Consider the following 20,955-nt stretch of genomic DNA (forward strand, 5'->3'; position numbering starts at 1 on the left):
TTGAGGGCGAGGCGCGGAGCGCCGATGAGGGGGGAGAGGGGCGCAGCCCCATTCGGGTGCGGGGGCTGGGGCTGCGGCCACAGGGAAGGGCGGGTGGGTGGGGACAAGTAGGCTGGCCCGCGTGCATCACCGTCAACCCCTCGGGAGAGAAATGCCCACCGCCATGGACCGACCGCACTTCATCGGCATCGGCGGAGCCGGAATGTCGGGCATCGCGAAGATCCTCGCCCAGCGGGGCGCCGCGGTCGCGGGCAGCGACGCCCGTGAGTCGGAGACGGTGACGGCCCTGCGCGAGCGGGGCGCAACGGTGCACATCGGGCACGCCGCCGCCCACCTCGCCGACGACGCGACCTGCGTCGTCGTCTCCTCCGCGATCCGCCCCGACAACCCGGAGCTGGCCCGCGCCACGGAGCTCGGCATCCCGGTCGTGCACCGCTCGGACGCGCTCGCGGCGCTGATGGACGGCCTGCGCCCGATCGCCGTCGCGGGCACGCACGGCAAGACGACCACGACGTCGATGCTCGCGGTCAGCCTCTCCGCGCTCGGCCTGCACCCCTCGTACGCGATCGGCGGCGACCTGGACGCCCCCGGCTCCAACGCCGACCACGGCACGGGCGGGATCTTCGTCGCCGAGGCGGACGAGAGCGACCGCAGCTTCCACAAGTACGCGCCCGAGGTCGCCATCGTCCTCAACGTGGAGCTCGACCACCACGCCAACTACGCGTCCATGGACGAGATCTACGAGTCGTTCGAGACGTTCGCGGACAGGATCGTGCCCGGCGGCACGCTGGTCATCGCCGCCGATCACGACGGCGCGCGGGAGCTCACGCGGCGCCTCGCGAAGAAGCCGTCGGGCCCGCGGATCGTCACGTACGGCGAGTCCGCCGACGCCGACGTGCGCATCACGGACGTGACGCCGAACGGGCTCAAGAGCGAGGTCACCGCCGTCCTCGACGGCACCGAGCTGCGCTTCGCCGTGTCCGTGCCCGGCCGCCACTACGCGCACAACGCGGTCGCCGCGCTCGCCGCCGGCGTCGCCCTCGGCATTCCGGCCGCCGAGCTCGCCCCCGCCCTGGCCTCGTACACCGGCGTCAAGCGCCGCCTCCAGCTCAAGGGCGAGGCGGCCGGCGTGCAGGTCGTCGACTCCTACGCGCACCACCCGACGGAGATGACCGCCGACCTGGAGGCGATGCGCGGCGCCGCGGCGGACGCCCGGCTCCTCGTCCTCTTCCAGCCGCACCTGTTCTCCCGCACCCAGGAGCTGGGCACGGAGATGGGCCAGGCTCTCGCCCTCGCCGACGCCTCCGTGGTCCTGGACATCTACCCGGCGCGCGAGGACCCGGTCCCGGGCGTGACCAGCGACCTGATCGTCGACGCCGCCCGCGCCGCGGGCGCCGACGTGCGGGCCGTCCACGACAAGGACGCCGCGCCCGCCGTGATCGCGGGAATGGCGCGGCCCGGCGATCTCGTTCTCACCATGGGAGCGGGCGACGTGACGGACCTGGGCCCGCAGATCCTGGCCCGGCTCTCGCAGCAGGCCGAACCTTCGAAGTAAGGGGATGCGACCCATGTCGTACGACGTCGAGAAGCCCGACGAGCAGTGGCGCGCGGAGCTGACCCCCGCGGAGTACGCGGTCCTGCGCCAGGCGGGCACCGAGCCCGCCTTCCGGGGCGAGTACACGGACACGAAGACCAAGGGCGTCTACTCCTGCCGCGCGTGCGGCGCGGAGCTCTTCACGTCGCAGGAGAAGTTCGAGTCCCACTGCGGCTGGCCGAGCTTCTACGACCCCAAGGACACCGACGCCGTCGAGCTCCTGTCGGACACCTCCCACGGCATGGTCCGCACGGAGGTCCGCTGCGCCCGCTGCGGCTCCCACCTCGGCCATGTCTTCGAGGGCGAGGGCTACCCGACGCCGACGGACCAGCGGTACTGCATCAACTCCATCGCGCTGCGCCTGACGGCCGACGACGGCTGAGCCATCGCCCTTGAGTAGCGTGGAGGGCATGGCTGCTGATCGGGCCCACGGGCCGGTTGGAGTGTTATGCCCCGGCTGCGGCGGGACGGGAGGCCTCCCGGTCCCCGTCGTGGCCGTCGGCAAGGAGGCGCGGCGGGGCGGGCTCGGGACGCGGCTCGCCAAGGGTCCCGGCAAGGCCGGGGACGGCCCTCTCCACTTCCTCGAAGGCATGGTGCTCGTCGCCCTCTCGCTGGCCTGGGCCTATATGGGCACCGACCAGGGGAAACCGCTGTACGTCGGGGGCGGGATCGGGCTCGCGGTGCTGCTGTTCGTCGCCACGCTGCTCGTGGTGCGCGGCGACGGGAGGGAGAAGGCCGCGGAGGAGGCGGGCCGGGAGCGCGCCGACCGGCTCTGGCTGCCCGCCCACTACTGCCCGGACTGCGTGTCCGTCTTCTGCCCCGAGGGCACCCCGTGGCGGGGGCTGCTCACCCCCGAGCAGTTCAAGAAGCTCGTGTGGACCGAGGCCGGGTACGGGGACCAGCTCGCCCCGGGCGACGAGGCGAAGGACGCCGTGGTGCCGCCCGGGACCGTCGTGCGGCCCTGACCTCCCGCACACCTGTTTCACCTCCGGCGTCCCGCGCGCTCACGTCCGGCGTGCTCAGCGGAACGGGACCGTCAGCCACGGGCTGTCCGGGTCCGTCGTCAGGGCGCGGTGGGCGTCGAGGACCGTCGCGTACCAGGTGCCGAACTCCTCCTCGTCGAAGTGCAGGCAGCGGCCGAGGACGTACCCGGCGGAGAACTCCGTCCAGGACGTGTACGCGGAGCGGGCCCCGTCGGCGGCGCGTTCGAGGGCGGCGACCAGCTCCGCGTGGCGCGCGTAGCGCGCGCCGCGGCCCCAGCGGGCCATCTTGGACGCGCGGCCGATGTCCCAGGCCGCGACCGAGTCGACCCGGCCGTCGGCGGGCAGCAGGCCGTCGGCGCGGAACCGCGCCTCGTAGCGCAGGACCTTGCCGACGAGGTCGCGCAGCGCCGCCACGAACTGGTCGAGCTCCGGGTCCTCGCCGGGCAGGTGCGGCGTGCCGGGGCCGCCGTCCGACGCCGCGCGCACCCGCAGCGTCGTCTCCACGCAGGCCCGCCACGCCTCCGGGTCCACGGGCCCGCCCTTCTCGGCGGCGACGGCCGTGCGGGCGCCGAGGACGAAGTCCCAGTACCAGGGGCTCAGTTCGCGGTCGAGCAGCCGCTCCTGGACGTCCAGCCACTCCTCGCGGTCCCGCACGCCCCACCACTCCTCGAGGCGCGCCACCTCGTTGCTGTAGCCCGCGCCGTGCCAGTCGAGCGTGTTCCACGGGGCGCCGTTGGCGTAGCAGAGGTGGGCCCCGCAGGCCAGGCCGTGCAGCAGCCGGTCCGCGTCCGGCGCGCCGGTGCGGCGCGTGTCGACGCGGTCGCCGGTGCGCTCCTCGTCGTAGTGGTCCTCGTGCAGGTCGGCCCAGACCTGCCGCTCCTCGTCCGTGGTGAGGTAGTACTGCTCGCACGGCGTCTGGCTGTTGACCACCAGGACGTCGACGTCGTCCGGCCACGCCCGGGCCAGGGTGCCGAGGGTGACGAACTCGTAGACCAGGTCGGGGTGCGGGCGCGGCAGAAAACCGGACGTGTAGACCTGCGCGACCCTGCGGCCGTCGGCGACCTCGACGCTGAACAGGGCGGGCGCGTCCGGCCGCGCGGCGAAGTCGGTGAGCGGCACCGGGCGGTAGACGCCCTCGACGGCGAGCGCACGCAGATACGTGTAGCCGTCGTCCGCCCGCGCCAGCTCGTACAGGTGCTCCTCCAAGTCGGCGGGGGCCTGCCAGTCGGCGCCGTCGGGCGGTGCGGGGACGACCGGGAACACCTCGTCGTGGTACTCGTCGTACTCGTCATCGGTGGCCGCGTCCATGCCCGTCCGCTCGCTTCCGTGTTCGGGGGAGTCGTCGGGGCGATCTTTCCCGACCGGGGCGCGGCGGCCGACGCCGGGGTCCGGCGCGGCACGGATCCCCGCGGGTCAGTCCGTGACCCGCAGCGGCAGCGACTTCAGGCCGTTGATGAAGTGCGAGACCAGTCGGCGCGGCGGTGCGGCGGTGCGCGGGGCGGGGACGGCCGACAGGAACTCCTCCAGGAACACGGTCAGTTGGAGGCGGGCGAAGTGGGCGCCCAGGCAGACGTGCGGGCCGTCGCCGAACGACACGTGCGGGTTCGGGGCGCGGGTCAGGTCGAGCCGGTCGGGGGCGGCGAAGGCGCGCTCGTCGCGGTTGGCGGCCGCGTGGAAGACGACGACCTTGTCGCCGCGCCGGATGCGGCGGCCCGCCAGGTCCGTGTCGCGGGCGGCCGTGCGCCGGAAGGACAGGACCGGAGGGTGCCAGCGGAGCAGCTCCTCCACGGCGGTCGGCACCGGGGCCTCGCCGGAGCGCAGGCGGCGCTGCTCGGCGGGGTGCTCCGCGAGCGCGAGCAGCGCGCCCGGCGCCGCGCTGCGCACGGTGTCGTTGCCCGCGACCGTCAGCAGGAAGAAGAACATCTCCAGCTCCCGCGCGGTCAGTTCGGGCGTGCCCGCGAGGGTGCTGAGGATGTCGTCGGCGGGGCGGCGGCGCTTGTGCGCGGCCAAATCCGTGGCGTACGCGAACATGTCGCGCAGCATCGCGGGGGAGCGGGGGTTGACCGGCCGCCCGTCGGGCCCGGTGACGGGCTCGGCCGCCTCGTCCGGGTCCTGGTAGCCGATCACGCGCCGCGTCCAGTGCAGGAGCAGGCCGCGGTCGCTCTCCGGTACGCCGAGCAGGTCCGCGAGGTTCATCAGGGCGTAGTCGTCGGTGACCGCCGCGACGAGGTCGCAGGTGCCGTCCCCGGCGCGGGCCTCCTCGACGGCGCGGGCGAGCAGCGTCCGCGCGCGGTGCCGTGCGACGTCCGCGAAGCGGGCGATGCGGCGGGGCGTGAACGCCCGGCTGACCAGCCTCCGCAGCCGGCCGTGGTCGGCGGGGTCCGCGCCGCCGGAGGACGGGTCCTGATTGAGCATCATGCGGCGGATGAACGGCAGGTCGGCCGGGTCCGGGTCGCGGATCTGGGTGGCGCCGAGGTGCGAGGAGTACGTCGCCGAGTCCTTCAGGACGGCGGTCACGTCCGCGTGCCGCGTGACCGCCCAGAACCCGGGCCCCTCGGGCCAGCCGAGCACCGGCGGCTCGTCCTGCCGGGCCACGGGGTGGTGGTCGCGCAGGACGCGGTAGCGGTCGTACGGGACGGAGTGCGCGTACAGGCGCGGGTCGAAGACGTCGGGGACGGCCGGGACCTCCGCCGTCCCGGCTGTCTCCGCTGTCCCCGCTGTCTCTGACGTCACGCCGTCTCCGGGGTCACGCTTCGGTGCCGCCCGGCGACGTCGTCGTGCCGTGCGTCTCCGCCGTCCCGTCGTCCGCCCGCAGGAAGTCCTCCACCGCGCGGATCAGGGCGAGCGGCGTCTCGTCCATCGCGTAGTGGCCCGCGGCCCGCAGCTCGACGAGTTCGGCGCGCGTGAACCAGGTCATCCAGGTCGCGCGCATCACGTCGGCCGACAGCGCGGGGTCGAGCTCACCGGTGACGGCGAGCGCGGGCACCGACGAGCCCTGGACGCGGTCGTGGAAGTCCTCGCCCGACCAGGAGTCGAGCCACGCCCGGGCCGCCTTGGCGTCGCTGACGGCGAGGGACCGGGCGACCATGCGGTCCAGCCACGCGGCGGGGCAGACGCCGCCCGTCGTCACGTCGATGATGGCGCGGCGGCTGTCCGGATCGTGCGCGGCCGAGGCGAAGAGATCCCACTGCTCGGGCGACAGGGAGAGCCCCGACGCGGGCACCGGCGAGACGCCGACGAGCCTGCGCACCCGGTGCGGCGCCGCGGCCACGACGCGCTGCGCGACGGAGCCGCCCATCGAGTGCCCGACCAGCGAGAAGCGCTCCCAGCCGAGCAGGTCCGCCAGGTCGAGGACGTCGGCGGCGCCCTCGGACGTGGTGTACGCGCCGACGGCGTCCTTGGCCTCGCCGTACCCGCGCAGATCCACCACCGCGTACTGGAAGGCGCCCGCGTCGAGGTCCGCGAGCATCGGCGCGAACGTCGACCGGTCGCCGAACCAGCCGTGCACGGCGATCACTTTGTGGGGGCCTTCGCCCACCAGGTCATGGGGGAGCGTGAAGGAGGTCACGACGGCCACGATGACCGCAAGTCCTGGGTGGCGCAAGGGTGCGGGGGTGCGGTCGGCCGGGGCAGGGGATGGTCGAACTCCCTTGCGGGTGCAGGGGGTTCGGGGGTGGGATCCGGCCTGCGGGAGTCGGGGCGGGCCGGGGGAAGTTGGCGGACCGGCTGCGGTCGGACGGTGCTGGTGGTCAGAATGTGGCATGGCCATCCGCCGTCTGACCTACCGGCTCGACGAGGAGCCGGGCTCCGGAACCGTCCGGCTGATACCCGTCCCTCCGCCCGCGTCGTCGCCCGCGTCGTCGCCCGCGTCGTCGCCCGAGTCGTCGCCCGCCGCCGAACCCGGGGTCCAGCGGCAGGTCCTGGAGTGGGTGCAGCTGGCCATCGGCGCCGAGTACGGGCGGGGCCGCGGCGGCGACGGAGGGGGTCTCAGTTTCAGCAGGCTGCCGGACGGCGGCAGCCTGCTGTGCGCCACCGCGGAGGCGGGCCCGGGCGTCGAGGCCGTCCACGTCACCGGGCCCGACACGGCACGGTTCTCGGAGGACTGGCCGATCACGCAGTGGGAGCCGGACGAGGCGCCGCCGACCGCCGGGGCGGGCCGTTCAGACGGTGACGGTGACGGCGGCGAGGGTGAGGGTGAGGGCGGCGGCGAGGGGCACCAACTCCCCGCCCCCGGTGGCCGGTTCGGCCGCGCCGCGCTCATCGCGTTCGCCCGCGCCCACGAACCCCGCGTCGCCCCCTTCCTCGCCGACGTGCGCCGCCTCTTCGCCGACCCGGCCGGGCGCCAGCTCGTCGTCGCCGAGGAGAGCCCCGACACCGTCGCCCAGTGGATCGCCCTCGCCTGCGCCTCGCTGCCCACCGCGTACGTGCCGTCGCTGACGTTCAGCACCCGCGCCGCCGACCCCGCCCGGGCCCCGCAGCACATCGTCGGCATCGGGCCCGACGCCGACTTCGACCGCTTCGACGCCACCGTGCTCGACCACCTCTACCGCGTCCACGACGGCCTCGACGGCCCCGGCAGCCCGCCCCTGACCGACACCTGGGCCACCTGGACGGCCCGGCTGTGGACCGCCGGGGAGCCGCCGCGGCCGCCGGACGGCGGACCCGACGGCCGGGGCGACCCCTTCGCGCCCGGCCCGCTCGTCCCGCGACTGCTGCGCGCCGGGCTGCTCACCGGCGCGGAGCTCACCGGGCTCGACGGCGACCCGCTGCGCGCCGCCGTCGACACCCTCGTCACCGCCCTGGCCGACGGCACCGCCGAGCCCGACGCGCTCACCGCCGTCTGCCGCGACGTCCACGCCCACGACCCCGCCGCGGCCGCCCCGCTCGCCCTCGCCCTGGCCAGGCACCGGCTCACCGCCGCGCACCCCGACCGGCTGACCGGCGAACTCACCGCGATCCGCGCCGATCTGCCGCTCGACGCCGCGACCGAGCGCGCGCTGCGCGGCGAGTTCGGCGGCGACGCCGACGACGCCCTGCGGCGCGCCCTGCGCGAACCCGTCGGCACCTGGGCCGAGCCGCTGCGGCTCGCCCTCGCCGTCGGCGCCGACGACGGGCGCCGCCTCGGCGCCGCCGTCGACCGGCTCGCCCAGGCCCTGCGCGACCCGACGGGCTCCGGCTGCGCCCCGGCCGCCGCGGTCCTCGACGAGGTGGGGCACGCCGACCTGACCCGGCGCGTCCTGGAGCGGCTGTGCGCCGACGTCCACGAACGCCGCCTGGACCGCCTCAAGGAGCTCGCCGCGTCGCCCCAGGGCGACTGGCTGCGCCGCAACCTGGACGACGGCTCGCCGCTGCCGCTGCGCCTCGCCGACGCGGCCGTCCGGTGGGGCGGCGACCCCGGCGGCCTGCGCGGCGTCGAGCTCTTCACGAAGCTCACCGAAGTGCTGCCGGGCCGCCGCGTGACGGACGCGGCGACGCTGTCGCACATGTGGTGGCTCGTCTGGCGCAGCGGCGCCCCCGACCCCGCCGAGCTGCCCTGGGTCGCCCGCACCTGCACGGTGCGGCTGCTCATCGACGCGAAGCTCGGGGTGCGCATGACGGGACTGCTCAAGTCGCCCGAGCGGGTCGACCGCGAACTGGTCGCGTTCGCCCGGGACATGCTGCACGAGCGGCATCTGACCATGAGCGAGCGCGCCACCGCCGAACTCGTCGTGCTCGCCCGCGACCTCGCCGACCACCGCGTCCCCGTGCCGAAGGGCCTGCGCCGCGTGAAGGTCCTGCAGCATGACGCGGCGCCCCTCGGCGTGACCGTGCGGTGCGGCGTGTCCCGGCTCGTCGCGCTCGCCCTGACCCGCACCGACGCCCAGACCGTCGCGCGGCACGCGTTCGGCCACCTCGTCGCCGCGGGCCCCGAACTCCTCGACCCCTACCGGTCGTTCATGCTCGACGAGGACAAGCGGCGGCAGCTGGACCACGAACTGCCGCTGCGGCCCGACGAGATCAGCGCCTACTACTACCTGTGGCGGCCCCGGGACCGCTCCGACATCAAGCACGACTGGCGGCGCGTCGCCGACGAGCTGCTGCACGAGATCCTCGCGCCCGTCGTCGTACGCCTGGACGCGCGGAGCCTGGACGAGGCAACCGACTTCGTCGCGCGGACCCAGGGCGTCAAAGGCGTGCAGAGGTGGAACGCCTGGCGCCATGGATTGCGTGAAGGGTAGTGCGCGGCTCCACATCGGCGTACCGACCATCGGCGTACCGACCCTACGACGTACAGCTCACCCCCGCACGTACCGACTGATCCACCTGGAGAGGACCAGCGTGAGCCACAGCAGCGACACCGTGATCGTCGACAATTTCCCGGGCGGCTCCATGGCGAGCCGCCCCGTGCACTTCATCTGGATGCTCGACTGCTCGGGTTCCATGAGCGTCAACGGCAAGATCGGCGAGCTGAACTTCGCCATCCGTGAGGCCATCCCCGAGATGCAGCAGGCCGCCAACGCCAACCCGGCGGCGTCGCTGCTCGTGCGCGCCATCTCCTTCGCCAGCGGCGCGAGCTGGCACGTCGGCGAGCCCACGCCCGTCGACACCTTCTCCTGGGAGGACGTGCACACGTACGGCGGTACGGACATGGGTGCCGCCTTCAAGCTCGCCGCCGGAGCGCTCCAGACCCCGCCGATGCCGCAGCGCGCGCTGCCGCCCGTGCTCGCGCTCGCCTCGGACGGGCAGCCCACCGACGACTGGCGGGCGGGCCTGCGCGCCATCGACGCGACGCCCTGGGGCAAGCGGGCCGTGCGCGTCGCCGTCGCCATCGGGGACGACGCGGACAAGAGCATGCTCAAGGAGTTCCTCGCCAACCCCGAACTGGAGCCGCTGCAGGCCAGGAACCCGCGCCAGCTGGCCGCCGCGATCCGCTGGATGTCCACGGCGGTCGTGAAGGACGCGTCGACTCCCAAGGTCGAGGACGGGGGGCCCGCCACGCCCGTCACCCCGCAGCTGACCAAGGGCGAAGAAGCCGACATCTGGTGACCGGACCCCGGCACGCGGCGCCCTCCGCGGCGGCGGCGCCCCCCGAGGCGCGCTGGGCGCTCCTGACGGGCGCCGTCAAGGGCGTGGGAAAGAAGTACAGCCAGGACCGCTTCGCGGCCAGGGCCACCGCGGACGGCCTGGCCGTGGTCCTCACCGTCGCCGACGGGCACGGCTCCGCCGCGCACTTCCGCAGCGACCTGGGCGCGCGCTGGGCCGTCGAGGAGTTCACGGCGTGCGCGGAGGCCTTCGCGCGGGAGGCGGTGCGGGTCGGCGCGGACGCCGCGAGCTGGCCGGGCCTGCGGGCCGAGGCCCGGCTGCTCCCGCAGGCCGTCGGGCACCGCTGGCACCGGCGCGCCCTGCTGCACGACGCCAACGCGCCCGCGCACGGCGCGTCGCCCGCCCAGCGCGCCGCCGCCCGGGCGCGCGGCAAGGGCCGCGGCACCCCGGACCTCGCCGCCTACGGCAGCACGCTCCTCGGCGCCGTCCTGACCGAACACACACTGATCTGCTGGCAGTTGGGCGACGGCGACATCGTCCTCGTCGACGACGCGGGAGCGCCGCACACGCCGCTGTCCACCGGGCCCGACATGGGCGACGAGACCGACTCGCTGTGCGAGCCCGAGCCGTGGCGCAAGACCCGTACGTACTGGCAGCCGATCACCGGCGGCCCGCCGCCCACGGTTCTGCTGTCCACCGACGGCCTGTCGAAGAGCTTCGCCGACCACCAGGGCTTCCTTGACTTCGCCACCGGCGTGCGCGAGCGGGCCGCCGAACAGGGCGTGCCCGCGGTGCAGGGCCAGCTCGGCGACTGGCTGGCGCGGGCGGCGAAGTACTCGGGCGACGACACGACGCTCGTCGGCGCCTTCGCCATGGATGCAGGCGTGGATGCAGGCATGGATGCAGACACGGACGCAGACGTAGAAACGATGGACATGGACACGGAACCGCGAGGAACGGGGACAGCAGGATGAGCAACGGCATGCTCGCCCGGGGCAAGAAGCTGGTGACCGAGGACGCCGAACGGGTCACGGTCGAGGAGCTGTTCGGCTCGGGCGGCCAGGGCGAGGTGTACCGCGTCACGACGTCCCACGGCGACCGCGCGGTGAAGTGGTACTACCCGCAGCTGGCCGACGCGCGGCAGCGGCACATCCTCGAAGGGCTCATCGAGAAGGGCTGGGACGACGACCGCTTCCTGTGGCCGCGGTCCATCGTGATGGACCCCGACGGCAAGGAGCCCGGCTTCGGCTATCTGATGGACGTGCGCCCGGCACGCTTCCAGGACCTGCCGGCACTGTTCCGCCGCGACCCGTCCGTCAAGGACGCCACCATGCGCACGCTGGTGACGGTCGCCCTGCACACCGTGGAGGCGTACCGCGCGCTGCACTCCAAGGGCATCGCCTACCGCGACATCAACTGGGGCAACATCTTCTTCGACCCGCGCACCGGCGACGTCCTGGTCTGCGACAACGACAACGCCGTCGTCGAAGGGGCGCTCGCGGGGGTCGCGGGCACGATGGACTTCATGGCGCCGGAGCTGGTCCGCGGCGACAAGGGCGCCCAGCCCGGCACCCAGACCGACCTGCACTCCCTCGCGGTGCTGCTGTTCCTGCTCCTGATGAACGACCACCCGTTCAACGGCGCGCTCGCCATGCAGATCCACTGCATGGGGGAGGCCGCCAAGCGCAAGCTGTACGGGACCGACCCGGTGTTCGTGTACGACCCGACGGACACCCGCAACCGCCCGGTCACCGGTGAGCAGCCGACCGTCATCGCGACGTGGGCGGCGCTGCCGAAGATCCTGCGGGACCTGTTCGTGCAGACGTTCACGGACGGCCTGCGCAGCCCGGCGCGGCGCGTGCGGGAGACCCAGTGGCGGGACGCGCTCAGCCAGGTCCTGGACGCCATCACGCAGTGCCGCGGCTGCGGCAAGCAGAACCTCACCCAGCCCGACGGCGCGCCGCCCGACTGCTGGAAGTGCGGCACGCCGCTCCAACTGCCGCCCCGCCTGGAGCTGGTGACGGCCACCGGCACGACGCTGCGCACCCGGCGCGGCATCCGCCTCGACCCGAGCGCCCGCCTCTACGCCCACCACCTGGACGGCGACCCGGATCGGCACGACTTCCGCGCCGTCGTCGGCGAGGTGACCGAACACCCCAAGCAGCGCGGCCGGTTCGGCCTGACCAACCGCACGCGGAGCGTCTGGACGGCCCGCAAGCAGGACGGCACGGTCCTCGACGTGGAGCCGGGCCGCACCGTCGCCCTCCAGTCGGGGCTGCTGCTCGAGTTCGGCGGGGGAGCGGAGGCGGAGGTGAAGGAGTAGGCCGCGTCGAGGGCGGCGGTGTGCGTGCGTCGTACGGGCTGCGGGTCACGAGCTACGGACCCGTGGGCGCGGGAGGGCGGCGCCGCAGTCGGCGGCGCCACCGTTGCCAGCGCTGCCAGCCCTGCCACCGCGCGGCCGACGGCCACGGTCCCGCCGTCGGCCGGGCGGGCGGCGGCGCCGGGGGCAGCACGGCGTGCGCCGGGGCGGCGGGCACGGCCACGGCGTCCGGGCGGGCCAGCGGGGTGACCGTGACGGTGCACGCCGTCTCCGGCACGGCCACGGTGACCGTGCCACCGGCCGCGCGGTGCCTGCTGCGCGGTACGTGGACCTCGCCGCGGCGGACGCCGTCGTCCCACACGACGAGCGTCAGGACGGCGGGCTCGGGCCAGCCGAACGACACGTCGGCGAGCCCGGCACCGGCCCGACGCACCCTCAGATCCGTGACGCCCACGGGGTGTTCCACGACGACGCTCGGCCCCGCCACCACGCGGTCGCCGAGCGCGCTCACCGCCGTCATCCGCAGCCGCTGCCCGGGCGGCGCGAGGAGCTCCGCGCGCAGCGGGGCGGCGCCGTTCGCGGCGTGCGCGGCGGCCAGGCTCCCCACCTGCGCGGACACGTCGGAGCCCGCCGCGACCGGCCCCGCGGGCCACGGCACGACGCTGCTCCCGCCGCGCTCAGGGGCGCGCCAGGCCAGGTGCACCCGGTCCCCGTCGCGCCGCGCGGTGAGGTCCGTGACCGGCGCCGGCCACTCCTCGGAGCGGGCCGTGACCCGCACCCCCGGCGACCAGACGACGCCACCGTCCGGACCTCCGCCCGGATAGCCGCAGTTGACCTCGTAGGCGTACGTTCCCAGCGGCAGCGGTACGTCCAGGAGCCGGTCCCGCTCGCACGGGACGACGGTGTGCGGGGCGCCGCCCGCCGAGCGCAGCACGCGGACGGCGGTCGCCGCCGGGTGCGGCCGCCAGCGCAGGCGTACGCCGTCGGGCACGGACACGGCCGTCAGGTCCGTGGCGTCCGGGGCGATCAGGACGGGTCCGGTGACGCGCGGCACCCCGGCGACGCGGGGGCCGACCAGGGGAAGGACGGCGTAGCGCAGGGCGCGGCCCAGCGGGGCCTGGGCGTCCTCGGCGGTCAACACGTCGGTAGCGGTGGCGAGTTCGACGGCCTGCTCCGGCGCGCCGTCGGGGAAGCGGAGGATCCGGTACGTCACGGGTCCCGGGCGGGTCCGGGGCGCGCGCGGCGGCTGCCAGGCCAGGCGTACGCACGGGGCGTCGAGGGTGGCCGTCACCAGTGGCCCGACGGTCCCTTGGGGTGCGGCGGTCGCGTGCGGTACGGCGGTTGCGTGGGGTGCGACGGCCGCGTCGGCCAGGGCGGTGGCGGCGCGGAGCAGGCCCGTGCGGGCCTCGGGGGCGTCCTCGGCCTGCCGCAGGGCGCCGAGCCACGCGGTGGCGGCGGCACGCCAGTCGCCGCGCTCCTCCAGCGCGCCCGCCTGTGCGGCGAGCCGGGCCACGGCGGCGGAGCGGTCCCGGAGCGAGCCGAGCAGCCGGGCGAGGACGTGGTCCTCCGGGTCGTCGGGCAGCGGTGCGGCCACGAGCTCGGCCGCGCGCAGGCGGCTCCCCGGCCAGAAGGAGTTGATGGCCTCGGCGGCCCGGCGCCGCGCCCCGGCGGCGGGAAAGCCGGCGTCGACGGCGGCGGCGAGCAGCCGGGCCTCACTGCGGTGCACGCCGAGCGCGATGACGTCGTCGGGGGTGGTCGGGGGGCTCGGGTCCGGCGGGCCTCCGGGGGCGGAGCTCTGGCCCGCGTCTCCCCCGGTGCGGCCCTCGTCCCCCGGATCGCGGTCCTTGAGCAGGCAGCACAGCTCCCAGAGCACCACCCTGCGCAGGCCCATCGGGTCGTCGCGGGCCAGCGTCTCCAGGGTGTCGGCGACGGCCGCCGCCGTGAGCGCGCGCCGGTCGGTGGACGCCTGCCAGGCCTCCCGCGCCCGCCGCACGTACGCCACGTCGACGCGCTGCCACAGGCCGCCGCGGCCCGGGAACCACAAGCCGTCCAGGACGCGGAAGCCGTCGTCGGTCTCCGGCCGCGGCAGGGTTCCGAAGACCCCGCCCGCCGCGCGCCGCCGCGCCGGTTCGCGCAGGAGCTCGGCGGCGTGCCGGAAGCCCAGGCCCTGGAGGGCGGCGCGCAGTTCGGCGTACCCGCGCATGCCGGGGAACTGCGGCAGGACCGGCAGCGGGGGCAGGCTTTCGGTGTCCGTGGCCCGTACGCCGGGCCGCCACGTCGTCGCCACCGGTCAGCTCCCGGGCGCCGTGAAGAAGTACACGCGGACCACCGCGGTGTCCGGCTTGCTGCCCAGGTCGTGGAAGTCGTCCGTCGCCGTCTTCGCGGTGAACATCCCCGGACGGCCCTTGCCGAGCAGCGCGTTGACGCGGTGGGCGTACACCGTGCCGCTCTGGCCGCCACCGAAGGTCAGCACGAGGGCGGCCCTGCGGCCCTCCCACTTCCGGGTCGACCTGCCGATCTGCGCGACGAGGCCGTCCCGGTCCGTGCCCCGCACCTTGAACTCCTCCGGCGTGCGCTCCACGGACGGCGGCCCTGAGTCCTTCGGCTTCTTCTTGTGCGCGCCGGACGAGCCCGCGCTCTGCGAGGGCTTCGGGCGCGCGGCGAGCGGGTCGGGGCGGTCCGCCATCGACACGAGGGCGAGGACGAGCAGCAGGTCGGCGAAGAGCCAGCCCGCGAGGACCACACCGGCGATCCGTCCGCCCGAGCCGCGTCCGCGCCGCCGCCGGGTCACGTGTCACTCCCGCGCCGCGGGGGCGTGGGGGGCCGTTTCGCGGGCGGGCGCAGGGCGCGGGTGCGGTCGGAGCGCAGGTCGGTGTCGACGGGGGCGTCCGCTGTGTCCGCGGGCGGAGGCGTCAGGTCTGGTCCGTCGTCGCTCTGGGGGTGGGTGTCGCCCGTGCGGGGCGTCGTTACGGGCCCGCCGTTCACGTCAGGTGCCGGTGGGGCGGGTGCTCCGGAGACGTCGGTGCCGGGTGGGCGGGAGGCGTCGGTCCCGGGACGGTTGGTCTCGGACCAGCTGACCTCGAACGGGTTGGCGGCGGGCACCGTCGCCCCGTACGGTTCGGAGCCGTGGCCATTCGCCCCGTGTGGATCGGATGTGTGGCCAGTCGCCCCGTGTGGATCGGACGTGTGGCCATTCGTCCCGTACGGATCGGCCCCGCGACCACCCGCCCCGAACAGGTCGGCCCCCTGGCCCCCCGCCGCCACCGCCCCGTTCCGTAACGGTGCCGCCAGCGACCGGACGCCCGAGTCGACGCGTGCCGCCGCGTCCTGCCAGTGCGCGGCCGCCGCGTCCCACCGCTCCGTCGCCTCGCGCATGCCGTCGACGGCGTCGTTCGTCCGGCCCGTGCTGGAGACGAGGGCCTTCGACGCCTGCTCGGTCGCCAGGGCCACCGCCGCCGTCTTGGCGACGAGCTCCTTCTGGGCGGTGAGCAGGGACTTCAGCGAGGACTCGACCGTCGAGCCCGCGGCCTTCACCTGGTCGGCGATCAGGCGGGCCGCGTCGGCGTTGGCGGTCTCCGTCTTGGCGGCTGCCACCTGGCCCGCGCGCAGCGTCACCCGGATGCGGTCCGCCGCCGTGCTCAGCTTCGGGATCTCGGCGGTGAGCCTGACCGCGGCGTCCTGCAGCGACGTGGTCGCGCCGGTCACCGCGCCGGTGGCCGTGACGAGCGCCTTGTGGTTCCGCTCCGCCTCACCGGCCAGGTGCCGCAACTCGCCCGCCGCCTTGGTGAGTTCGGACGTGAACTGGGCCGGGGACGCGCTGCGGCGCGGCGCGAGCAGCATCTGCAGCCGCGTGAGCACCCCCGCGAGCTCGGCGAGCAGCAGCTCGCGCTCGGCCTCCTGCTCCGCCTCCTCCCTGTCGGCCCGCGCCCGCACGCGCGCGTGCACCACGGAGAGGAGCACCAGGAGCGCGATCAGGACCACCGCCATCAGGGCCACGTTCTCGAACCGCCCGAGCGGCGACAGATGGCCGTCGAACCCCGACTGCCACAGTTGCAGGAAGGGCCGGGTCGCCTCCTCCTTGTCCGCCTTGCTGAGCTCCCCGTACGCGAGCACGGCCTCGCGCAGGCCGAACCAGGTCACCAGGAGCGGTACGAAGACGAGCGCGCCGAGCGCCGCCTCCAGGAGCCCGTCGCGCCGCGCCGACGGTCTGCCGCCGCCCGTGGTGACGCTCTCCGGGCGTACGTAGGCGTGGACCAGGTCCAGTTCGGCCCACCGGTCGAGGCGGGTGTCGTGCGTCAAGTCGTGGGCGAGCGTGTCGAGTTCGACGGCGCGCGGGCCGAGCTGCGGCTTCCCCGCCAGGTTCCGCAGATGCTTGATGAGCTCCTGCTTGTCCAGCAGCTGTGCGGGCGTCAAGCGTGCACTCCCTGTCTCGGGCCTGTCCCGGTCCTTCCCGGGCGTGTGCCGGTCTTTCCCGGCCGTCCCGGTCCTGTCCCGGGGCCGATGCGGTGCCTCGTCAGTCGAGGACGTCCCCCCTGCCACGGCGGTTCCGGCCGCCGCGGCCGAGCCGGGTCAACAGGGCCTCGGCGTCGGGGTGTTCAGGGTCCCATGTGAGGCACTTGCCAAGGGCCTCAATCGCCTCATCTCTCGCCCCGCGCCGGTGCAGCTCCTCCGCGTGCCGGTAGGTGCGCTGGGCGAGCAGGCCCCGCACCCGCTCGTTCGTCGGGTCGTGGCCGTACGCGCAGCGCAGCCACCGCTCGGCGTCCGGGAAGTGGTCGGGCGCCATGTCGGCCATCGCGGCCGCGCAGTGCACGTCGATCATGGCGTCGAGCACCTCGGCGTGCGCCGGATGCGCGGTGGCCTCCTGCCAGGCCAGATGGGACGCCTGCACGGCGTGCTCGTACTTGCCGAGTTTCAACAGGGCGTCGGCACGGGCGAGCCGGTGCCGCGAGGCGTCCCCCCACGCAGTGTCGCCCCCCGCGCCGGGACCGGTCCCGGCGTCCTGCGCCGCGTGCTCCTCCGGCCCGCCCTGCTCCGGGACCCGGCCCGGGCCCCTGTCCGCGTACCCGCCCTCGCCCTGCCGCGACGGCTCACCCTCACCCCGTCGCGACTCCCCGCCCTCGCCCGTCAGCCCGGCGAGCAGCTCCCGGGCCTCCGCCACGATGTCCCGGAGCAGCGCCACCGCCTCCTGGCGGCGCCCCTGCCCGGCGAGCTCCCGTGCCCGGTCGACGTCCCGCCGCACCGCGCCCGGCGTGTCGTCGGGGCCGAGCAGGGTCGCGGCGAGGGACGGCGTGTCGGCGAGCGTGTCACGGCCGGGGTCCGCGGCCTCCAACGGCCCCTCCTCCAGGGCCGCGTGACCGGACGACGAGGCGCCGCCGCCCGCGAGCCGCACCGCGTGCTTCAGGGCGCCGAGCGCGAGCAGCTCCCGCGGCCCGTGGGCCGTGCGCCGCCCGAGCTCGGCGACGCCCGACCGCACCTGCTGCATCAGCGTGCCGCCGCCGACCAGGAGCAGCGTGTCCACGTCCGGCCTGCCGAGCGCGGACTCGGTGAGCAGCGCGTGGACGCGCCGCACCGTGCGGTGGACGTGCGGCTTCAGGAAGGCGTCCAGGTCGGGGCGCGTGAACCGCATGCGCAGCGCGGGCCCGGAGCCGAGGTCGAGGGTGAGCGCCGCGACGTCGTCGGCGGACCCGTCGGCGCCGCCCAGGGACTCGCGCGCCTCCTGGGCCCGCTCGCGCAGGCCGAGCCACGCGTCCGCGCCGCCGCCGGTCACCGACGCGGGCCCGCGGTGCGCCCGCAGCAGCCGGACCGCGGAGGCGAGCGTGGCCTCGTCGAACGCCCGGCCGCCGGAGGTGGGCGCCCCGTCGTAGCCGAGCGCCCGGTAGTGCCCGCGCACGCCGCGCACCAGGCCCGTCTCGAAGCCCTCGTACCCCATGCCGTACACGAGGAACGTGCCGCTGTCCCGGTCCGTCGTGTGCCCCATGACCGCGGCGAGCGAGTCGCTGACGAGCCGCACCGGCGCGAGCCCGGCCTGCTGCGCGGCGTCGCGCAGGGCCTGGCGCTGCGCCGACTGGAAGGCCGCGGGCACACTGATCACCGTCTGCGCGAGAGGCCCGGACGCCCGCGCCTCGACCCGCTCGCGCAGCTCCCGCAGCATGCCCGCGACCACCGCGTCCACCTCCGCCGTACGGCCCCGCCACGGCACCGAACGGCCGCTGCCGAGCAGCGACTTGAGGCTCGGGAACACCACGGGCAGGACCCCCGCGACGGCGGGCGCGCACACCAGCCACGGCCAGTCGCCCACCGGCAGGTCGAGCCGCCGCACCGGCTCGCCGGGCGCGGCGAACAGCGCCCGCACTCCGGTGGCCCCGAAGTCGACGCCCAGGCTGACCCGGTCCGCGGCCGCCCCCGCCGGTCCCTTCATCCGCCCGCCGAGTCGTCGGGGACCTGGAGGATGCCTCCGTAGTCCTTCTTGTTGGGCAGCGACGGCACCGCGCGCTCGGAGTAGGCGACGGCGATCAGGCTGCGCAGGTTCTTCGCCTGCTCGGCGGTCTGGATGCGGTTGCCCTGCCGGTGGGCGGCCTTGACCTGCTCCACGGCCTCGCTGATCGCCTTGACCGTCTCCAGCGGCGCGCCCTCGGAGGCCAGTTCGGCCTGCCGGAACTGGCTGGCGAGCCCGCACTGGTGGTACATGTCGTCGAGGAGCAGCTCGGTGAGGCGCTTGTACTCGCCGCTGTCTCCCATCTCCACGGCCCGCTGCGCCTGCGCGACATCGCGGCGCACCTTCATCACCTGCGTGTGCTCGATGTACGTGCCGTACCGCTTCAGGAAGTGCTGGGCCTCGCGCTCGGCGAGCCCCAGCTCCTCGCGCAGGACCGCGCTGTCCACCTCCTGCTCGGTCTCCGGCGGCGGCATCCGCGGCTTCTCGCGCCGCGGCGTCGCCTCCAGGACCATGTCGGTGCCGCGCACGCTGATGCGTACGGTGATGATGCGGTCCGCCGAGTAGTTGAACGACACGTCCACGTGCCGGTTGATCTCGATCTCCTGCGGCAGCTCGAACTCGACGACGCCCTGCTCGTGGTTCTCGCTCGCCACATGGCTGTCGCCCTCGTACACCGGCACCCGGATCAGGCGGCTGTCCGTCGCGTGGAACGTGCGCTGGCGCGGCTCGGGCAGCGGGTACGGCGAGCCCGCCGGGATGATCGGCACGAACACGTCGCGCTGTGCGCCCCTGATCGCGGCGATGCCCATCGCCATGGGCGTCGACTCGAAGAGCCCGGTGGAGCCCACGGGCCGCGCGTTGACCAGGCTCTGCCCGCAGGCCGCGCACGCCTCGGCGGCGTACTCGTTGGTCGTCAGGCACGCGGGCGCCGGGCACTCCACGCCGTTCAGGGTCTCGGCGAGCACGCCCGCGCCGTAGGCCACGCACTCCATGGGGTTGATGTTGCGGCGCACCTTGTCGCTGCCGAAGTACTCCTCCACCGCCTCGTACACCGGCCGCGTCAGCGTGCCGCCGCCGACGAGCAGCACGTCCGAGATGTCGGCGGGGGTCAGCTCGTAGCCGGACAGGGTCTCCTTGACCAGGTCCATGGTGCGGGCCACAAGCGGCCGGATCAGCTCCTGGAACTCGTCGCGCGTGAGGGCCATTTCGACGTCGACGATGCCTTCGGGGCCGCGGTACGCCGCCGGGATCACGATGTACGTCTCCGGCAGCTCGTTCAGCTCCCGCTTGGCGGCCTCGGCGGCCTTCTTCGCCTGGAACAGGAACTCCTTGTCGCCGACCGGGTCGACGCCCCGCTCCTGCCGCATCCACGCGATGATCCGCTCCACGATCGCCAGGTCGAAGTCGTCGCCGCCCAGCCAGATGTCCCCGGCGGAGCGGAGCACCTGGAACTGGCTGTGGCCCTCGCGGTCCTTGACCGTGTTCAGGACGGAGATGTCGAAGGTGCCGCCGCCCAGGTCGTAGACCAGGACGCGGCTGCGCGCACCGCCCGGCTTGTGCAGGCCGAACGCCACCGCCGCGGCCGTCGGCTCGTCGACGATCTTCTTCACCACCAGGCCCGCACGCTCGGCCGCCTCGCGCGTCGCGGCGCGCTGCGCGTCACGGAAGTACGCCGGGACCGTGATCACGGCGTGCGTGACCTGCTCGCCGAGCGTGCGGGCCGCGTCCCGCACCACCTTGTCGAGGATCACGCTGGAGATCTCCGCCGGTGGCCGGGTGCGCCCGCCGAGCACCACATGGGCGCGCGGGTCGTCGTCGGGGCCCGTCACGATCTCGTAGCTGAGCCGGTCGCGGGCCTGCGCCACCGACGTGTCCGCGAAGTCGCGGCCCATCAGGCGCTTCACGGACACGATGGTGTCCTTGGGCTGGCGCACCGCCCAGTTGAGGGCGTCCTCGCCGACGAGCGTCTGCTCCTTGCCGTCGCGCCGCACGAGCCCGACCACCGACGGCGTGAGCCGGTCGCCCTTGCTGTTGGTGAGGACCGCGATGTCGTCGCGGTGCGGATCGTGGGCGGCGACCGCGCTGTTCGTCGTGCCGAGGTCGATCCCGATGGCCTTCATCCGTGGGTGGTTCCTTCCTGGCTCTCCGGGTGTCCTTCGTCCGTGCCGTCCGCCGCCGCGACGGCCACCCGGGCGGCGCGCAGCACGTGCCCCCGGTATCGATACCCGCGCCGGATCACCTCAAGGACCTCGTCGGCGGCGGCTCCGGGCGGCGCGGGGCGCACGTCGACGACGTGGTGCGTGGCCGGGTCCGCGCGCTCCCCGACGCGCCCGAGCACGTCGAGCCCCTCGTCCGCGACGGCCGACTCCAGCTGCCGGGCGACGAGTTCGACGCTCCGGTGGTACGCCGCCGGGTCCGCGGGCGCCCCGGCGGCGAGCACTCTGTCCAGGGCGTCCAGCGCGTCGGCGCACACGAGGAGCAGCCGTTCGGCGTGCGCGCGGTGCGCGGCGTCGCGGGCGGCGAGCGCCTTGGTTCCCTCGTACGCGGCGACGGCGGCGGCCGCCGTGGGGTTCCGGTCGGGTGGGGTCATGGCGCGCCC

At 75.0% G+C, this 20,955-nt stretch carries 16 protein-coding genes; 7 read left to right on the plus strand and 9 right to left on the minus strand.

Annotation, left to right across the window (positions count from 1 at the left end; genetic code table 11):
• The first annotated feature begins 163 nt into the window (after window positions 1-163).
• The 3 genes from murC to ACFWZ5_RS19980 all read left to right on the plus strand — a co-directional run bounded on the left by murC (window position 164) and on the right by ACFWZ5_RS19980 (window position 2,559).
• The gene (murC, locus tag ACFWZ5_RS19970; protein WP_384792521.1) at window positions 164-1,555 is read left to right on the plus strand and encodes a UDP-N-acetylmuramate--L-alanine ligase; all 1,392 of its coding nucleotides are present in this window, start codon (window positions 164-166) and stop codon (window positions 1,553-1,555) included.
• 13 nt (window positions 1,556-1,568) lie between these two features.
• On the plus strand, window positions 1,569-1,976 hold the full coding sequence (gene msrB, locus ACFWZ5_RS19975; protein ID WP_384792524.1) for a peptide-methionine (R)-S-oxide reductase MsrB: 408 nt from the start codon (window positions 1,569-1,571) through the stop codon (window positions 1,974-1,976).
• Window positions 1,977-2,085: 109 nt separating this feature from the next.
• The gene (locus ACFWZ5_RS19980; RefSeq protein WP_384792527.1) at window positions 2,086-2,559 is read left to right on the plus strand and encodes a hypothetical protein; all 474 of its coding nucleotides are present in this window, start codon (window positions 2,086-2,088) and stop codon (window positions 2,557-2,559) included.
• Between the two features lie 54 nt (window positions 2,560-2,613).
• Here the strand turns inward: ACFWZ5_RS19980 and ACFWZ5_RS19985 are convergent, their stop codons facing one another.
• From ACFWZ5_RS19985 to ACFWZ5_RS19995, 3 genes are all read right to left on the minus strand, one after another.
• Window positions 2,614-3,885, minus strand: a complete 1,272-nt coding sequence (locus tag ACFWZ5_RS19985) for a DUF1266 domain-containing protein (protein ID WP_384792530.1) — start codon at window positions 3,883-3,885, stop codon at window positions 2,614-2,616.
• Between the two features lie 105 nt (window positions 3,886-3,990).
• A complete protein-coding gene (locus ACFWZ5_RS19990) occupies window positions 3,991-5,310 on the minus strand; it encodes a cytochrome P450 (RefSeq protein WP_384792533.1) in 1,320 nt (439 codons plus the stop codon).
• A 13-nt stretch (window positions 5,311-5,323) separates the two neighbouring features.
• Window positions 5,324-6,145: an alpha/beta fold hydrolase gene (locus ACFWZ5_RS19995; RefSeq protein WP_384792536.1), complete on the minus strand. Its 822-nt coding sequence runs from the start codon at window positions 6,143-6,145 to the stop codon at window positions 5,324-5,326.
• A 193-nt stretch (window positions 6,146-6,338) separates the two neighbouring features.
• On the opposite strand from ACFWZ5_RS19995, the gene ACFWZ5_RS20000 reads away from it, so the two are divergent.
• From ACFWZ5_RS20000 to ACFWZ5_RS20015, 4 genes are all read left to right on the plus strand, one after another.
• Window positions 6,339-8,795, plus strand: coding sequence for a GTPase-associated protein 1-related protein (locus ACFWZ5_RS20000; protein WP_384890905.1), 2,457 nt, complete (start codon window positions 6,339-6,341; stop codon window positions 8,793-8,795).
• 151 nt (window positions 8,796-8,946) lie between these two features.
• Window positions 8,947-9,603, plus strand: a complete 657-nt coding sequence (locus ACFWZ5_RS20005; RefSeq protein ID WP_384792628.1) for a tellurium resistance protein — start codon at window positions 8,947-8,949, stop codon at window positions 9,601-9,603.
• The gene (locus ACFWZ5_RS20010) at window positions 9,600-10,574 is read left to right on the plus strand and encodes a protein phosphatase 2C domain-containing protein (RefSeq protein ID WP_384792542.1); all 975 of its coding nucleotides are present in this window, start codon (window positions 9,600-9,602) and stop codon (window positions 10,572-10,574) included. Before ACFWZ5_RS20005 ends, ACFWZ5_RS20010 begins: the two co-directional genes overlap by 4 nt.
• Complete coding sequence (locus ACFWZ5_RS20015) at window positions 10,571-11,923, plus strand: protein kinase (RefSeq protein WP_384792545.1); 1,353 nt, start codon at window positions 10,571-10,573, stop codon at window positions 11,921-11,923. Before ACFWZ5_RS20010 ends, ACFWZ5_RS20015 begins: the two co-directional genes overlap by 4 nt.
• A gap of 52 nt (window positions 11,924-11,975) precedes the next feature.
• Here ACFWZ5_RS20015 and ACFWZ5_RS20020 read toward each other — a convergent pair whose 3' ends face one another.
• The 6 genes from ACFWZ5_RS20020 to ACFWZ5_RS20045 all read right to left on the minus strand — a co-directional run bounded on the left by ACFWZ5_RS20020 (window position 11,976) and on the right by ACFWZ5_RS20045 (window position 20,946).
• Window positions 11,976-14,207 (minus strand): hypothetical protein, encoded by a 2,232-nt coding sequence (locus ACFWZ5_RS20020; RefSeq protein ID WP_384792548.1) that lies wholly within the window; start codon window positions 14,205-14,207, stop codon window positions 11,976-11,978.
• A 3-nt stretch (window positions 14,208-14,210) separates the two neighbouring features.
• Window positions 14,211-14,711: a hypothetical protein gene (locus ACFWZ5_RS20025; protein ID WP_384792551.1), complete on the minus strand. Its 501-nt coding sequence runs from the start codon at window positions 14,709-14,711 to the stop codon at window positions 14,211-14,213.
• Entirely contained in the window at window positions 14,708-16,333 is a 1,626-nt protein-coding gene (locus ACFWZ5_RS20030; RefSeq protein ID WP_384792554.1) for a hypothetical protein, read from the minus strand. The genes ACFWZ5_RS20025 and ACFWZ5_RS20030 overlap by 4 nt, the downstream gene beginning before the upstream one ends.
• Before the next feature lie 100 nt (window positions 16,334-16,433).
• Window positions 16,434-18,338 (minus strand): Hsp70 family protein, encoded by a 1,905-nt coding sequence (locus ACFWZ5_RS20035; protein WP_384792557.1) that lies wholly within the window; start codon window positions 18,336-18,338, stop codon window positions 16,434-16,436.
• Complete coding sequence (locus tag ACFWZ5_RS20040; protein WP_384792560.1) at window positions 18,335-20,476, minus strand: Hsp70 family protein; 2,142 nt, start codon at window positions 20,474-20,476, stop codon at window positions 18,335-18,337. Before ACFWZ5_RS20040 ends, ACFWZ5_RS20035 begins: the two co-directional genes overlap by 4 nt.
• Window positions 20,473-20,946 (minus strand): nucleotide exchange factor GrpE, encoded by a 474-nt coding sequence (locus ACFWZ5_RS20045; protein WP_384792563.1) that lies wholly within the window; start codon window positions 20,944-20,946, stop codon window positions 20,473-20,475. Before ACFWZ5_RS20045 ends, ACFWZ5_RS20040 begins: the two co-directional genes overlap by 4 nt.
• Between the last annotated feature and the right edge of the window lie 9 nt (window positions 20,947-20,955).

This window comes from Streptomyces sp. NPDC059003 (assembly GCF_042740445.1).
In the GTDB taxonomy this organism is placed as follows: Bacteria; Actinomycetota; Actinomycetes; order Streptomycetales; family Streptomycetaceae; genus Streptomyces.

Coding starts and splice junctions, on each gene's coding strand:
- murC (WP_384792521.1), top strand. CDS start 164: ATGGACCGACCGCACTTCATCGGCATCGGCGGAGCCGGAATGTCGGGC.
- msrB (WP_384792524.1), top strand. CDS start 1,569: ATGTCGTACGACGTCGAGAAGCCCGACGAGCAGTGGCGCGCGGAGCTG.
- ACFWZ5_RS19985 (WP_384792530.1), bottom strand. CDS start 3,885: ATGGACGCGGCCACCGATGACGAGTACGACGAGTACCACGACGAGGTG.
- ACFWZ5_RS20000 (WP_384890905.1), top strand. CDS start 6,339: ATGGCCATCCGCCGTCTGACCTACCGGCTCGACGAGGAGCCGGGCTCC.
- ACFWZ5_RS20005 (WP_384792628.1), top strand. CDS start 8,947: ATGGCGAGCCGCCCCGTGCACTTCATCTGGATGCTCGACTGCTCGGGT.
- ACFWZ5_RS20015 (WP_384792545.1), top strand. CDS start 10,571: ATGAGCAACGGCATGCTCGCCCGGGGCAAGAAGCTGGTGACCGAGGAC.
- ACFWZ5_RS20035 (WP_384792557.1), bottom strand. CDS start 18,338: ATGAAGGGACCGGCGGGGGCGGCCGCGGACCGGGTCAGCCTGGGCGTC.
- ACFWZ5_RS20040 (WP_384792560.1), bottom strand. CDS start 20,476: ATGAAGGCCATCGGGATCGACCTCGGCACGACGAACAGCGCGGTCGCC.
- ACFWZ5_RS20045 (WP_384792563.1), bottom strand. CDS start 20,946: ATGACCCCACCCGACCGGAACCCCACGGCGGCCGCCGCCGTCGCCGCG.